The organism is Xanthomonas protegens, assembly GCF_038442435.1.
GTDB lineage: Bacteria > Pseudomonadota > Gammaproteobacteria > Xanthomonadales > Xanthomonadaceae > Xanthomonas_A > Xanthomonas_A sontii.
Genome location: NZ_JAQJCQ010000021.1, coordinates 56,693 through 71,154, shown reverse-complemented (window position 1 = coordinate 71,154; position 14,462 = coordinate 56,693). Strand labels below are relative to the sequence as shown.

Annotated in this window: 8 protein-coding genes; all 8 read right to left on the bottom strand. The window is 71.4% G+C overall.

Translation table 11 applies throughout. The annotated features are described in order from the left end of the window. Positions 1–292: 292 nt before the first annotated feature. Positions 293–2,686, bottom strand: coding sequence for a penicillin-binding protein 1C (gene pbpC, locus PIQ37_RS19255; protein ID WP_342074699.1), 2,394 nt, complete (start codon positions 2,684–2,686; stop codon positions 293–295). A 318-nt stretch (positions 2,687–3,004) separates the two neighbouring features. Beyond that, positions 3,005–3,493 (bottom strand): ATP-binding protein, encoded by a 489-nt coding sequence (locus tag PIQ37_RS19250; protein WP_342074701.1) that lies wholly within the window; start codon positions 3,491–3,493, stop codon positions 3,005–3,007. A gap of 799 nt (positions 3,494–4,292) precedes the next feature. Next, positions 4,293–5,687, bottom strand: a complete 1,395-nt coding sequence (locus tag PIQ37_RS19245) for a sigma-54-dependent transcriptional regulator (RefSeq protein ID WP_342074698.1) — start codon at positions 5,685–5,687, stop codon at positions 4,293–4,295. A 163-nt stretch (positions 5,688–5,850) separates the two neighbouring features. Further along, on the bottom strand, positions 5,851–8,292 hold the full coding sequence (locus PIQ37_RS19240; protein ID WP_342074697.1) for an ADOP family duplicated permease: 2,442 nt from the start codon (positions 8,290–8,292) through the stop codon (positions 5,851–5,853). Beyond that, complete coding sequence (locus PIQ37_RS19235; protein WP_342074696.1) at positions 8,289–9,059, bottom strand: ABC transporter ATP-binding protein; 771 nt, start codon at positions 9,057–9,059, stop codon at positions 8,289–8,291. Before PIQ37_RS19235 ends, PIQ37_RS19240 begins: the two co-directional genes overlap by 4 nt. Before the next feature lie 21 nt (positions 9,060–9,080). Then, positions 9,081–10,331: an efflux RND transporter periplasmic adaptor subunit gene (locus tag PIQ37_RS19230; protein WP_342074695.1), complete on the bottom strand. Its 1,251-nt coding sequence runs from the start codon at positions 10,329–10,331 to the stop codon at positions 9,081–9,083. A gap of 147 nt (positions 10,332–10,478) precedes the next feature. Further along, positions 10,479–11,420: a glycerophosphodiester phosphodiesterase family protein gene (locus tag PIQ37_RS19225; protein WP_342074694.1), complete on the bottom strand. Its 942-nt coding sequence runs from the start codon at positions 11,418–11,420 to the stop codon at positions 10,479–10,481. A 19-nt stretch (positions 11,421–11,439) separates the two neighbouring features. After that, a complete protein-coding gene (locus PIQ37_RS19220) occupies positions 11,440–14,361 on the bottom strand; it encodes a TonB-dependent receptor (RefSeq protein ID WP_342074693.1) in 2,922 nt (973 codons plus the stop codon). Between the last annotated feature and the right edge of the window lie 101 nt (positions 14,362–14,462).

Genomic DNA, 14,462 nt, shown 5'->3' with positions numbered 1-14,462 from the left:
GGCATCCTGCCCCTGCCGCGGACGGCGCACATCCATGTGCGCCGCCCTTCGGGTGTTTCCCCGCGATGGCCGCCGCTTCGGAAGGGAACCCGGCAAGTCAAAAGCAAGAGCAAAAGCAACTAGCCAAAGCCAAGCGACCGCGACTCTCGCAGGGACTCACGCTTGTTGGTGTCCGGAAGCGATTGTGGGAGGGACTTCAGTCCCGACTGCTTCCGAGGTCGGATCGTCCGCCTACTCTGATCGTCGTCGTTGCGTGACAGTTGGCTTCTACGAGCACGCGCGCCACCGCTGCTCAGCGCAACACCCGGAACCGCACCTGTGTCCAGGCGCCGTTGCTGGCCAGCGCGGTCAGGGTATGGTCGCCGGCATCGGCGAAGTCGCGCTGGAAGGTGCGTGCGCCCTCGGTGCGGGCGATCCAGCGGCCGTCCAGCAGCCAGTCCACCGGTGTGCTCGTGCCCAGCGCGCGCACCTGCAGGCGCACGCTGGCGCTGCCCGGCGCGCGCGCCAGGGTCGCGCGGTCGTTGAGGCCTTCGATGCGCAATACGTCGCTGCGGCCACGGCCGTCGTCGCGGCAGTCCGGTGACAGCGCCGGCAGTTGCCCGGCCTGGCGCTCGCTGGCGTGCAGCCACGGCGTCAGCAGCGCCGGCCAACGTGCCAGGTCGCGGGTGACCGCCTCATGCGGCTGTGCGCAGTCCGGCGACAGGCGCAAGCCGCTGCGCGCGTCCACCTGCACGGTCTCGCGGCCGGCGCTCCACAGCCGCGCATCGCGCTCGGCGAAGGTCGGCGGCACCGCGCCGTCCAGTGCGTAGGCGGAGAAACGGCGCTGGCACAACGACGGCGGCGTCTGCTCGGCGGCGATGCCCAGCGGCCAGCACACGTCCACCTGCTGCACCGTCGCCGGCATCGGCCGCGGGGCGTTGTCGCCGCGCAGGCGCGGCAGGCTGTCGATGGTCTCGAACATCAGCGGCAACGCGGTCACCGCGCCGTACTGGCCGGGCAGCGGCGTGCCGTCGGGGCGGCCCACCCACACGCCGACGGTGTAGCGGCGGGTGCTGCCGATCGCCCAGGCATCGCGGTAGCCGTAGCTGGTGCCGGTCTTCCACGCCACCCGCGGGCGCGTGCCGACGTCGAAGGTGCCGACGCCGTAGCCCGGACGCGGATTGGCCTCGAGCATCTCGCGCACGATCCAGGCCGCGCCGGGCGACATCAGCCGCCGTTCGATGCGCTTGTCGGTTGCGCTGTAGCGCACGTGGCCGGCGATGCCGTCGCGGTTGAGCGCGGCGAAGGCGCCGACCAGTTCCTCCAGCTTCGCGCCGGTGCCGCCCAGGATCAGCGCCAGGTTGGGGGTACTGCCGCGCGGGAACTTCAGGCCGATGCCGGCATTGCTCAGGCGCGCGGCGAAGCGCGCCGGCCCGACCCGGTCGAGCAGGTCCACCGCCGGCACGTTGAGCGACAGGCGCAGCGCGCTGGCGGCGCCGATCGGGCCGTTGAAGGCTTCGTCGAAATTGCCCGGGCGGTAGTCGCCGAAACTCTGCGGCGCGTCGACCAGCAGGCTCTCCGAGTGGATCAGGCCGTCGTCCAGGGCCATGCCGTACAGGAACGGCTTGAGCGTGGAGCCGGGCGAACGCCAGGCCTGCACCATGTCCACGTCGCCGAGCCGGCGGCGGTCGCCGAACTGCACCGAGCCGATGTAGGCGCGCGCCTGCAGGTCGCGGTTGTCCACCACCAGCAAGGCGGCGGAGGTGCGCTCGGGCAGTTGCGAGAAGTAGGCGCTGACCCGGTCTTCGAGGGTGCGCTGCAGGTCGGCATCGAGGGTGGAAACGATGTGCGCGGCATGCGGATGTTGCTGGCGCAGGCGCTCGGCCAGCAACGCGGCGTGCAGCGGCGTCTGCAGCGAGCGCGCCACCACCGGCTCGATACGCGCGTCGTCGACCTGCGCGCGCGGCCACACGCGCAGCGCGACCATGCGTTCGAGCACCTTGTCGCGCGCCGCACGCGCCGCCTCCGGATGCCGGTCCGGGCGCAATCGGCTCGGCGCCTGCGGCAGTACCGCCAGCAGCGCCGCCTCGGCCTGCGACAGGCGTGCGGCCGGCTTGCCCAGGTAGGCCCAGCTCGCCGCTTCCACGCCCTCGATGGTGCCGCCGTAGGGCGCGCGTTCCAGGTACAGCTGCAGGATCTGCCGCTTGCTCAGGTGCGCTTCCAGTTGCAGCGCACGCAGCGCCTGCTGCGCCTTTCCCCACGGCGTGCGCGTGCTGACCTCGGGCGGCATCAGGATGCGCGCCACCTGCATGGTCAGGGTGGAGCCGCCGGAGACGATGTGGCGCGAGAACAGCCACTGCTTGGCCGCGCGCAGCAGCGCCCAGGGATTGACCCCGGGGTGCTGCCAGAACCAGCGGTCCTCGTAGTTCAGCAGCGCCTGCAGGTACAGCGGCGAGACGCTGTCCGGCGTGGCCGGATAGCGCCAGACGCCGTTGCCGTCGGCGAAGGCGCGCAGCGGGCTGCCGTCGGCGGCCACCACCAGGGTCGAGGTGTCGCGCGACTTCGGCAGCGGCAGCGGGAACGCCAGGTCGAGCAGCAGCAAGGTCGACAGCAGCGCCACCGCGCCCCAGCGCAGCCACGGCAGCAGGCGCGTCCAGCGCCGGGGGCGCCGCGCGACGTGCGAGGCGGCGGTGTCGTCCAGTGGCATGCGTGCTCCCGATGGAAGCGGCCATTTTGCCTGTTGCGGCGGCGATGCGGCGAGCGGGACCAGGCCGGCGCGTTTGGCGGCACCGACGGTGCGCGGAGCTGGCGTCGGGACACCGCCACCAGTTCGCCGTTGCCGCGACGCGATTGACGCGCTGCTGTTTTGTAGGAGCGGCTTCAGCCGCGATGGGCGCTATCGGGAACGCCCGTCGCGGCTGAAGCCGCTCCTACGACGGCATGGAGTCTCCTGGGGACGCGCAATGCCAGCACGTAGTGCACGGGCTAGATCCCGCCGAACGTCCCCACCCCACCCCACCCCGCCCTACGCCAGCGGCAGGCGCAGCGTCGCCACGCTGCCGGGCGCATCCGTGCGCGCCTCCAGGTGCAGGCTGCCGCCCTGCGCTTCCAGGATCTGCCGCGACAGCACCAGGCCGATGCCCGAACCGCCGGGCTTGGTGGTGAAGAACGGCACGAACAGGTTGTCGCTGGGCGGCAGGCCGGCACCCCCGTCGCGCACTTCGATCAGCACACCGGCGCCGTCGCCGCGCGCGCGCAGCGTCACCGGCGCGCTGCCGCCGGCTTCCAGCGCGTTGCGCAGCAGGTTGATCAGCACCTGTTCGAGCTGGTCGGCGTCGGCGCACGCATGCAGCGACGGCGCGACCTCGACCTGCACCCGGGCATCGTCCAGCAGCCGCTGCACGCGCGCGCACAGCGGCGCCAGCGCCACCGCCGCCGGGACCGGCGCCGGCAGCCTGGCCAGGCGCGCGTAGCCGCCCAGGAACCGCTGCAGCGCGGCGCTGCGCTGTTCGATCACGCCCAGCCCGTTGTGCAGATCGGCCTGCAAGTCGGCGTCGAGCGCCTGCGGGGCGGCCGCCAGCAGGCGCGCGAGGGTGTCGGCGATCGAAGCGATCGGCGCCAGCGAATTGTTGATCTCGTGGCTGAGCACGCGCAGCAGGCGGCGGAAGGCTTGCGCCTCTTCCTCGCGCAGTGCGCGCTCCATCGGCTGCACCAACAGCAGCCGCCCGGCCTGGCTACGGCTGCGCAAGGCGGCGTGGCCGATCTGCCAGCGCCCCTGCTGCCGAGGAAACGCATGTGCCTGGATGCTGCCCGACGGCACATCGAACAGGCCGGCCAGGCCCAGCACCTGCGCGGATTGCCCGATCGCCTGCTGCGCGGCGACGCCGAGCAGGCGCTCGCCGGCCGGATTGAGCAGGCGCAGGCGCTGGTCCTGTTCGAAGGCGAACACCGCCCCGTCCAGCGCCGCCAGGGTCTTGCTCAGCAGTTGCAGGCTTTCGTGCGAATCGCGCTGTTCGTCCTGCAGGCGCTGCGCCAGGGCGTTGAACCGCGCCAGCAGGCCGTCGGCATCGCGCGCATCCTGCGCCGCGCGCACGCTGTAGTCGCCCTCGCGCAGCGCGTCCAGCAGGCCGCCGAGGGTACGCAGGCGCTGCCCGGCATCGCGCTGCTGCCAGCGCCAGAGCGCCATCGTCAGCAACAGCACGCACAGCAGCAGCACGATCGCCTCGGGCAACCGCGGCGCGCCGGCCACGAGCACCAGCACCAGGGCCAGCACGGCCGGTGCCGCCAGCCACAACGGCCGCCGGCGCTGCCGCTCAGCCGGCGTCATCGCTGCGCAGTCCGTGCTTGCCCAGGCGCCGGTACAGGCTCTGCCGGGTGATGCCGAGCTGGTCGGCGGTGCGCTGCAGGTTGCCCTGCTGCTGCGCCAACGCCTGCTTCAGCAGCAGCGCTTCGGCCTCTTCCAGCGTCAGTTGCGTCGACAGTGTCGGCGCGGCGTTGGTCGCCGGCTGCAGGCGCAGATCGTCGCTGCCCAGGGTGCTGCCGTCGGCGAGCAGCGCCGCGCGCTCCATCGCGTGCGCCAGTTCGCGCACGTTGCCGGGCCAGGCGTAGCCCAGCAGGGCGCGCTCGGCGTCGCGCGCCAGCGTCGGCAGCGGCCGCCGATAGCGGGTGCAGGCGGCGGCCAGGTAGTGCCGCGCCAGCGGCAGGATGTCGGCGCCGCGCTCGCGCAGCGGTGGCACCCGCACCTGGAACGTGTTGAGCCGGTACAGCAGATCTTGGCGGAAGCGGCCGGCCGCCACCTCCGCCTCCAGATCGGCATTGGTCGCCGCGACAATGCGCACGTCCACCCGCTGCGTGCGCGAGGAGCCGAGCCGCTCGAACTCGCCGTCCTCGATCGCGCGCAGCAGCTTGGGCTGCTGCTGCAGCGGCAGGTTGCCGATCTCGTCCAGGAACAAGGTGCCGCCATCGGCCAGTTCGAAACGGCCGGCACGGTCCTGGCGCGCGTCGGTGTAGGCGCCGCGCACGTGGCCGAACAGTTCGGCCTCGAACAGGGTCGGCGCCAGCCCGCCGATGTTGACCTTGACGAAGGCCTGCGCGCGCCGCGGCGACCACTGGTGCAGCAACTGCGCCAGCAGGCTCTTGCCGGTGCCATTCTCGCCCAGCAGGAGCACGTTGGCGCCGCTGCCGGCGATGCGCAGCAGGTCCTCGACCAGGCGCTGCATCGGTGCCGATTCGGCGACGAAGCCGGCCGCGCCGTCCTGCAGCAGCCGCGCCTGCGCCTCGCCCAGCCGCTGCGCGCTGCGCCGGCTGCGCTCCAGCGCGATGCGGCTGTCCAGCACCGCCAGCACCCGCGCGTTCTGCCAGGGCTTCTCGATGAAATCCACCGCGCCCTCGCGCATCGCCGCCACCGCCAGCTCGATGCTGGCCCAGGCGGTCATCGCGATCACCGGCAGTCCCGGCCATTGCGCGGCAATCTCCGCGATCAACGCCAGGCCTTCGGCGCCGGAGGTGGTGTCGCGGGCGTAGTTCATGTCGACCAGCACCGCGGCGAACGCGTCGCCGCGCAGGCAGGCCAGCGCCAGCTCCGGCGATTCGGCACCGACCATTCCGTAGCCGGCGCTCTTGAGCAGCATGCGCAGGGCCTCGCGCACGTCTGCCTGGTCGTCGACGACGAGGATGCGCGGCAAGGGCGGGAGACGGGGCTCGTTCATGGCGCAGAGTCTAGGGCGTACGCCGCACGTTGCGGCCAGACGCGGCCCGCGCACGGCATCGGCGGGTGCCACGCGCGTGTCGCGCGGCACCCGCGATGCGGCAGGCCACCGGCAGGCGCCACGGCCGCTGCCGCGGCGCCCGCGCCTCGGTTGCCGGCGCCCATCATTCGGCGCGCAAGGCCTGCATCGGCGGCACCCGCGCCGCGCGCCGCGCCGGCGCCAGCGCGGCGAGCAGGCCGGCCGCGGCCAGCACCAGCAGCACCGCGCCGATCGCCAGCGGATCGGCCACGCGCACCTCGAACAGGAACCGCTGCAGCAGCCGCGACACCGCCATCGCCACGCCCAGGCCCAGCAGCAGGCCCACGCCGATCTGTACGCCGGCCTCGCCCAGCACCTGCCGGCGCAGCCGTGCCGGCGGCGCGCCGAGCGCGGCGCGCACGCCGAACTCGTGCTGGCGCGCGGCCACCGCCACCGCCATCACCGCGTACAGGCCGACCGCCGCCAGCAGCAAGGCCAGTCCCGCGAACAGGCCCACCAGCAGCAGGTTGAGCTTCTGTTCGCCGGTGGTGGTGGCGACCAGCGCCTGCATCGGCTGCAGGCCGGCGATCGGCTGCTGCGGCGCCACCTCGTCGATCGCCGCACGCAACGCGCGCTCGTCCGCGCCCAGTGCGCCAGCCCGCAGATGGATGGCATAGGTCAAGGCGCCGAAACCGCGGATGATCTGCCACATCGGCTCGCTCATCTGCGCCAGCGGCTGGTACACCGTCGGCTCCGGCGGCTCGGCCGGGCTGGTGTGGCGCACGTCGCCGACCACGCCGACCACGCGCATCGCCAGGCGCTGGTCGCCGCCATCGTCGGGCACGGTGACGATCTTGCCGAGCGCCTGCCCGTGCAGGTAGCGCGCAGCGAAGCTGGCGCTGACCACGCAGACGCGCTCGGCTCCGGCCACGTCGCTGTCGGCGATCCCGCGCCCGGCCAGCAAGGGGATGCGGAACACCTCCAGGAACTGCGGCGTGGCCAGTCGGTACTGGCTGTCGACGGAGGGCGCGCCATCGATCTCCACGCTCCAACTCAACCGCGTCGCCGTCGGCGGATTGGTCGACACCCCCACGCGGTCGATGCCCGGCACCTGTTGCAACCGCGCGACGATGCGCCGGGTCTGCTCCACCGCATCGGCCGCGGTGACATAGCGCTCCTTCACCGGCGCCAGGGTGAACACCACCGCCGAGCGGCTCTCGAAGCCCATCGGTACCTCCGCCAGCTTCTGCAGGGTGCGGGTGAACAGGGCCGCGCCGATCAGCAGCACCACGGCGATGGCCACCTGCGCGATCACCAGGACGCGACCGAGGCGACCGGCCTGCAGGCTCCAACCGCCGCGCCCACCGCCAGCCAGTTCAGTCACCAGATTGCGGCGGCGGCCGCGGACGATGCCCAGCGCTGCGGCCAACAGCGCCGTCGCACCGCCGGCAAGCAGCGCGAACAGCACGCTGGCGCCGGTCAGGTGCGGCGCCTCGCCGCGCATCCACATCAGCGGTACCCAGTCGCCGAGCAGGCGCAGCCCGAGCCAGGCCAGCGCCAAGCCGGCCAAGCTGCCGAGGGCGCCGATGAGCACGCCTTCGGCCAGCGCCGGCAGGCTCAGCCGCAGCCACGATGCGCCCAGCGCGGCGCGCACCGCGCTGTCGTGGCTGCGCCCGAGCGCACGCAACAGCATCAGGCTGGTCAGGTTGATCGCGGCGATCAACAGCACGCAGGCGGCCGCGGCGAAGAACAGCCACAGCGTGTTGCCGCTGTTGGCGGCGTACAGGCTGTCCTGCAGCGGCAGCGCATTGGGCGGCCGTCGCTGCAAGGACGCCCACCACGACGCGTCCATGTGCGGGCTGTTGCGCAAGAGAGCCTGGAGCGTCGCCGCGGTCTGCGCGGAAGCGGCGGCCACGCTGACGCCGAGCCGCAACCTTGCCACCACGATCTCGTTGGTGGACAGGTTGGTCGCGGCCAGGTCCGGCTGCATGTTGCGGATCAGGTCGAACGGTTCGGCCCAGGGAAACTCTGCCGGCAACACGCCGACGATCTGCACCGGCTTGCCTTCCACCTGCAGGGTGCGCCCCACCGCCGCCGGATCGCCACCGAAATAGCGCTGCCAGAAGCGATGGCTGAGGATCACCGCCTGCGGCCCGCCGGGCCGGCTTTCCTCGTCGTTGAAGTTGCGCCCCGCCGCCATCGGCAGGCCGAGCGTGCGCAGGAAGCCGGCATCGGCGCTGATCGCGCTGACCACCTCGCTGGCAGCGCCGCGGGCGACGTTGGCCGGCACCGGGAACCCGCGCGCAATACCGGTCGACTGCAGGCTCGACATGCGCCGCAACACCGGGTAGTAGCCGGGTGCAGCGACATTGCGGCCAGGGTCGCTGGACAGGCCGAGGGTGACCAGCCGCTCCGGCTGCGGGAACGGCAATGGCTTGAGCAAGGCCTGGTCGAGCAGCGCAAACACCGCGGTGGTGGTGGCCACGCCCAGCGCCAGGGTCAGCACCGCCAGCAGCAGATAACCCGGCTTGCGCGCCAGCGCGCGCCAGGATTGGCGCATCTCGGCCCAATGCAGGGCGGCGCTCATCGTGCCTGCCCCGCGGCGCGCGCCGGCAACGCCACATCCTGCTCGTGGCGCAACCGCTCGAAGGTGTCCTCGTCGACGATGCGGCCGTCGAGCATGTGCACGATGCGCTGCGCGCGACGCGCGAACGCCGGGTCGTGGGTGACCATGCACAAGGTGGTGCCGTTGTCGTGCAGTTGCTCGAGCAATTGCATCACCGCCTCGCCGTTGCGGCTGTCCAGGTTGCCGGTGGGCTCGTCGGCAAGCAGGATCGCCGGGTTGCCGGCCAGCGCGCGCGCCACCGCCACGCGCTGCTGCTGGCCGCCGGACAACTGCCCGGGATAGTGCTTGTGGCGATGCTGCATGCCGACCAGTTCCAGCACCTCGCGCACGCGCTGGCGGATCTGGCTGCGCTGGGCGCCGTCGCGGTAGGTCAGCGGCAGCGCCACGTTCTCTTCCACGGTGAGGTCGGCGATCAGGTTGAAGGCCTGGAAGATGAAGCCGATCTCGGCATTGCGGATGCGCGCGCGGCCGACCGTGTCCAGCTCGGCGACGCTGCGGCCGTTGAGCAGATAGCTGCCGCCGCTGGGCGCATCGAGCAGGCCCAGGATCGACAGCAGGGTCGACTTGCCGCAGCCGGACGGGCCGGTGATGGCGACGAAATCGCCAGGCGCTACGTCCAGTGCGATCTCGGCCAGGGCGTGGGTTTCCACTTCCTCGGTGTGGAACACCTTGCTGAGCCCGTGCAGGTGGATCAGCGGCGCGGCGGATGGTGCGGGTAGTGCGGTCATGCGGGATCTCTCCTGGTGAGGCTAGCGTAAGCGCAAGGTGGCGTCGGCATTCCACTGGCTGGTGTCGGACAGCACGACGCGATCGCCGGCGCGCAGGCCGGCGCGCACTTCGATGCGGTCGCTGGAGGCGGCGCCGAAGCGCACGCGGATGCGGTGTGCGGTCTCGCCGCCGGCGCGCAGCACGAACAGGCTGCCGGCGGTGTTGGGCACGGCCAGCGCCGGGCGCGGAATGCTGATCACGTCGTGCAGCGTGCCGAGCACGATGCGTCCATCCACCGACAGGTCCGGGCGCACGCCGGGCGGCAGCGGCGGCGTCAGCCGCACGTCGACCACCACGCTGCCGCTGCGCACTGCCGGATCGATACGCGCCACCTGCCCGCGGATCACGCCGTTGTGCGTGTCCACGACGACCGGCAAGCCGTCGATCACGTCCTTGGCCAGGACTTCGGGCACCTGCAGCCTGGCCAGCAGGTCGTCCGGGCGCGCGACCCGAGCCAGCTTGGCGCCGGCCTCGACGCGCTGGCCGGGTTCCACGTCCACCTGCTGCAGGATGCCGTCGCTGCCGGCGCGTACCTGCAGCGAGGCGGCCTGTTCCGCCGCGATGGCCAGGGCGCTGGCGGCCTGCGCACGCCGTGCCTGCGCGGCGCGCAATTGCGCCGCCATGTTCTGCCGGAACGCGGCGACGCGCTTGCGTTCGATGTCGGCACGGCTGCGTTGCTGCGCCTCGACGATCTGGCTCTGGGTGAGGTCGATCGCCGAGATCGCGCCGCCGTCGTGGCCGCGCCGGTAGGCCTTGGCCTTGATCTGCGCGATCTGCAATTCGGACTTGGCCTGCGCCTGCAGCGCCTGCTGGTCCAGCAGCTGCGAGGCCAGTGCGGCGTGCAGCGCGGCCAGGTCGGCATCGGCGCCGGCCAGCGCGGCGCGCGCGCGATCCAGGCCGGCGTCCAGCTCCGGATTGACCAGTTGCAGGATCGGCGTATCGGCCAGCACGCGCGCGCCGGCCTCGACCAATTGCTGTTGCACGGTGGCCGGGGCCCCGGCGGTGATCCAGCGGATCTGCCGCGGCACCAGCACGCCGTTGGCGCGGACCTCGCGGCGCATTTCGCCCCGCATGGCCGCATCGATCCACACGTCGCTGCGCGCCACCCGCGGCGCGGCGCGGCCGCTGCCGAGCAGCGCCACGCCCAGCACGATCGCCACGGCAGCGGCTGCCACCAGCCAGCGGCGGCGGTGGCGCCAGAACGAACGGTTCGGAGACTTCGCGATATCCATGCCTGCTGTACAGCAGGCGGCATGCCAATCGGCGAACCGCGCTAACCCATTGAATCCGTTGCGCCGCGACCGCTGCGCGCGCAATCGCCGCGTCCGCAAGCGGTCGCGCAGCGACCGATTACGGACAGTGGAACGGCCATGCGCGGGTCAGGGCTTTTCCAGCGACGCGCGATAGCGCAGCAGCGCTTCCGGTTCGTCGGTCTGGAAGGCGCCGATGCCGGCGCGGTACAGCCGCCCCCACACCGCCTCCGGATCGCGCACCGCATCGGCATCGCCGCCGACGTCGGCGACGAAGCCTTCCCACAGCGTATTGACCAGCAGCCGTACTTGCCGCTGCTTTGCCAGCGCCGTTACCGCCGGCAACTGGTCCAGGCGCATCCGCGGCAGTTCGATCGCCACCGGCCGCACCTTGCCGCCGGTCTGGGTGCGCACGGTCTGCACTAGGTCGTCGGTTCCCGGCGGGTTGAGCAGCACCGGGGTGAAGTTGATCCGGTCGAACGGCGGCATCGACGCCAGATCCTGGCTGGCGACGCCGACCTCGGTCTTGACCACCACCTGCCGCTCCATGCCGGCACGGCGCACCGCGTCGACCACCTCGGCGTAGATGGGTGCCTTGACGTCGAGGTTGAGCATGATCCGGCCCTTGGCCGCGGCCAGCATCTGCTGCAGGGTCAGCGGATGCTGGTCGGTGAGCGGCGCGTCGGCGCCGCCCTCGTCGTCGCGCAGGCGCAACCGTGCCAGTTGCGGCCAGGTCAGTTCGGCAACCTTGCCGGTGCCGTCGGTGGTGCGGTCGACGGTAGCGTCATGGAACATCACCAGGGTGCCGTCGCCGGCGCGGCGGATGTCGGTTTCCAGCATGTCCACGCCCAGCGTCACGCAGCGCTCCAGGCCCAGCAGCGAGTTCTCCGGTGCGTGCCCGGGAAAGCCGTGCGCGGGCGCGGGGTTGTGGCAGCCGCGATGGGCGACGACGAAGATGCCGCCGTCGGGTGCGGCCAGGCGCGCCTGGATCGGGGCGATGGCGGCGACGGCCGGGGCCGTCGCGGTCAGCAGTGCGGCGATGATCGCGCCGCGCGGGAAAAGCAGGTTCATGGAAGGTCTCCGGCAACGGTCACAGCGACGGGGTGAAGCGCAGGCCGAGCCAGTAGGTGGTCGGCATCGAATAACTGTCCTTCAGCAGGTTCTCGCCGGGGCCGGTGAAGCTGGTGAGGCGGCTGTGGGTGACATTGCTGATCTGGCCGACCACGCTGAGCTGCTTGCTCACCGCCCAGGTCGCCGACAGGTCCAGCTGCGAGCGCGGCGCCCAGTACAGATCCTGCCAGGCGATGTTGCTGACGATGGTGCGCAGCGCCTTGCCCTGGCGGTTGTAGGCCGCACGCAGTTCGACGCCGCCGATGGTGTAGAACAGCGAGGCGTTGGCGGTGTAGTCCGGCTGCCCGACCAGGCGATCGACGGTGCGCTGGCTCTGCACCAGGTTGGGCGCGCTGCCGCTGGTGAACGGCACGTCCATGCCGCCATCGAGCAGGGCCAGGTTGGCGCTGGCGCCCAGGCCGGACAGCGCCGGCACGCCCGGGAACAGGGTGTTGAACACCGCGCTCAGCTCCAGGCCGCGCACGTGCGCCTTGGCGGCGTTGGCCGGGGTGCTGATCAGCACGTTGGAATAGGTGGTGCCGTTGAAGCTGAACTGGTCGGTGCGCGAGAGGGTGAAGATCTCGTCCTGGATGCGCTTGTCGAACAGCGCCGCGGCCAGCATGCCGTCGAAGTCGTCGGGCAGGCGCCATTCCAGCGACAGGTCCAGGTTGGTGGACACGCGCGGCTTGATGTCGGGGTTGCCGATGGTGACGGTCACGCCCTGCGCGTTGGGATTGCCCATGTCGCTGCTGTTGACGAAGCCGATCGAGGTGCGCGCGGCATAGGCGTCGTAGGGCGGACGGCCGAGCGTGCGGCTGGCGCCGGCGCGCAGGTCCAGGCGGTCGTTGACGTGATAGGTCATCACCGCCGAGGGCAGCACCTTGGCGTAGCGCGACTCGGTCGGAGCATCGACGTAGACGTAGCTGCCAGTGGCCGCATCCAGTTGCCGCTGGCGGCCGACGGTGGACTGGTCGGTGTGGTCGTAGTGCAGGCCGACTTCCACGTCGAACGCGTCGGCGCGGTAACCGACCAGGCCGTAGGCACCGAAGATCTCTTCGCGGTGGCTGAAGTTGTCCTGGTTACTGAAGGCGCTCTGGTCGGTGCGGTTGAACGCGCTCAGCGGCGTGGCGCTCAGCACCTGGTTGGCCTTGTCCGGATCGATCGCGATCAGGTTCAGGCCCAGGTAGCGCATCGGCGCATTGGACGGCGCCAGCACGTCGGCGATCTTCAGCGGCGGCCCGCTGCGGTTGGGTTGGTATTCCACGCGATAGATGTCGAAGCCGGGTTCGTCGCGGGTGTAGCTCAGGCCGCTGCCGAAGCCGAAGCCGCGGTCCATCTCGCCACGGTTGAAGGCGTAGTCCAGGCGCCCGGTGAGCACCTTGTCGCGCGCGTTGCGCTGGTAGTCCGGGCGCCAGTACAGCAGGCTGTAGTTGTCGTAGTTGTAGTACGCCTGCGCCGCCATCGGGAAACGCTGGTTCAGCGCGGAGGTGTCGTAGTTGAAGCCATAGGCCGCCGTCGGCACCACGGTGACGCCTGGGCCGGTCTGCCCGGTGGGCACCGCCGCCGGGCGCTGCGCGCCGGTGACGTACTTGATCATCTTGATCGGCTCGGCATAGGTGGCATCGGACCAGGACGCGCGCGCCGACAGCACCTGCCGGTCGTCCGGTCGCCACTCGAAGCCGGTCTGGCCGAGCTTGGTGCGGGTGGTGGTGATCTGGTTGGAGTAGCCCACTTCCACGTCGCCGACCGGGTACGTGCCGCTGGTGGCGGTCTGGTTGTAGACGCGGTTGCGGTTGCGCGGATCGAGGATGACCTCGTTGCGCTCCATGTTGTCGCGGAAGTAGTAGTAGCCGGCCATGGCGTAGGCCTGCAGGGATTCGCTCAGCCGCGCCTCGAACTTGCCGGTGAGGCCGTAGCGGTCGCGCTTGTCCATCACGTACCAGTACTTGTCCTGCTGCGGCACGGCCCAGCCGTTGCCCAGGTTAGTGCCGCTCTGCAGCGCGCCGGTGCTGTCGTAGAACCCGTAGTGCACCGTGTCGGTGGTCATGTGGGTTTCGGTGTAGCTGCTCAGCGTCTGGTAGTTGCCGGACAGGGTCAGGCCGTACTGGCCTTCGCTGCCGAAGGTGCGGCTGCCGGTGGCGAGCAGGCGGTAGCCCGGGTCGTCCTGGTCGCGCGGCTTGCCGACGTCGTTGGCATGGCCCAGCGAGGCCTCGGCGGTGAAGAACGGCTTGCCGCCGTTCTCGAACGCGCTGCGGGTCTTGAGGTTGATCGCACCGCCGGTGGCGTTCGGATCCAGGTCCGGGGTGAAGGTCTTGATGACCTGCAGTTCGCTGACCATCGAGGCCGGCAGGATGTCCAGGCGCACGCCGCGGGTGATCGAGCCGAGCGTGCCGTTGGGCGTGCCCGGCGAGGCCACGGTCAGGCCGTCGATGGTGACGTTGTTGTAGGACGGGCCGAGGCCGCGCAGCACCGGGGTGGCGGCTTCGTCGCGCGGGTGCTCGTTGTCGGTGGCCGGCAGCACCGACAGGCCCGGGATGCGGCGCAGCGCCTCGACGATGGTGGTATCCGGCAGCGCGCGCACGTCGGTGGAACTGACCACGTCGGTGATGTTGGTGGCCGCGCGCTTGCTCTCGATCGCGGCGGCATTGGCCTTGCGCACGCCGGTGACCATCACGCTGGACAGCGTGGTGGTGCCGTCGCCGCTGGTGGCGGCGACGGGCGCGGTGTCGGGCGTGGAGGTAGGTGCGGTGTCGCCGACGGCCGGCGCAGTGGCCGCGACGGCGCTGGCGTCGGCGGCGACCGTCGCGGTGGTGGACGCGGCGTCCTGCGCCAGCGCGGCCTGGCAGCTGGCGGCAAGCGCGCAGACGATCAGCGCGCGGCGCCGATGGGTGAGTGGTTGCATGGCGATGTCCCCTGGTTGACCGAATTAAGTAACTTAAAGTTCGTTATTTAATCCCAGGGATATGACGCTGCGATGGCGACGTGAGGAAAGCGCGAAGACAC

What these genes read in the sequence shown, in the direction of transcription:
- pbpC (WP_342074699.1), bottom strand. Translation starts at nt 2,686, where the DNA reads ATGCCACTGGACGACACCGCCGCCTCGCACGTCGCGCGGCGCCCCCGG.
- PIQ37_RS19245 (WP_342074698.1), bottom strand. Translation starts at nt 5,687, where the DNA reads ATGAACGAGCCCCGTCTCCCGCCCTTGCCGCGCATCCTCGTCGTCGAC.
- PIQ37_RS19240 (WP_342074697.1), bottom strand. Translation starts at nt 8,292, where the DNA reads ATGAGCGCCGCCCTGCATTGGGCCGAGATGCGCCAATCCTGGCGCGCG.
- PIQ37_RS19235 (WP_342074696.1), bottom strand. Translation starts at nt 9,059, where the DNA reads ATGACCGCACTACCCGCACCATCCGCCGCGCCGCTGATCCACCTGCAC.
- PIQ37_RS19230 (WP_342074695.1), bottom strand. Translation starts at nt 10,331, where the DNA reads ATGGATATCGCGAAGTCTCCGAACCGTTCGTTCTGGCGCCACCGCCGC.
- PIQ37_RS19225 (WP_342074694.1), bottom strand. Translation starts at nt 11,420, where the DNA reads ATGAACCTGCTTTTCCCGCGCGGCGCGATCATCGCCGCACTGCTGACC.
- PIQ37_RS19220 (WP_342074693.1), bottom strand. Translation starts at nt 14,361, where the DNA reads ATGCAACCACTCACCCATCGGCGCCGCGCGCTGATCGTCTGCGCGCTT.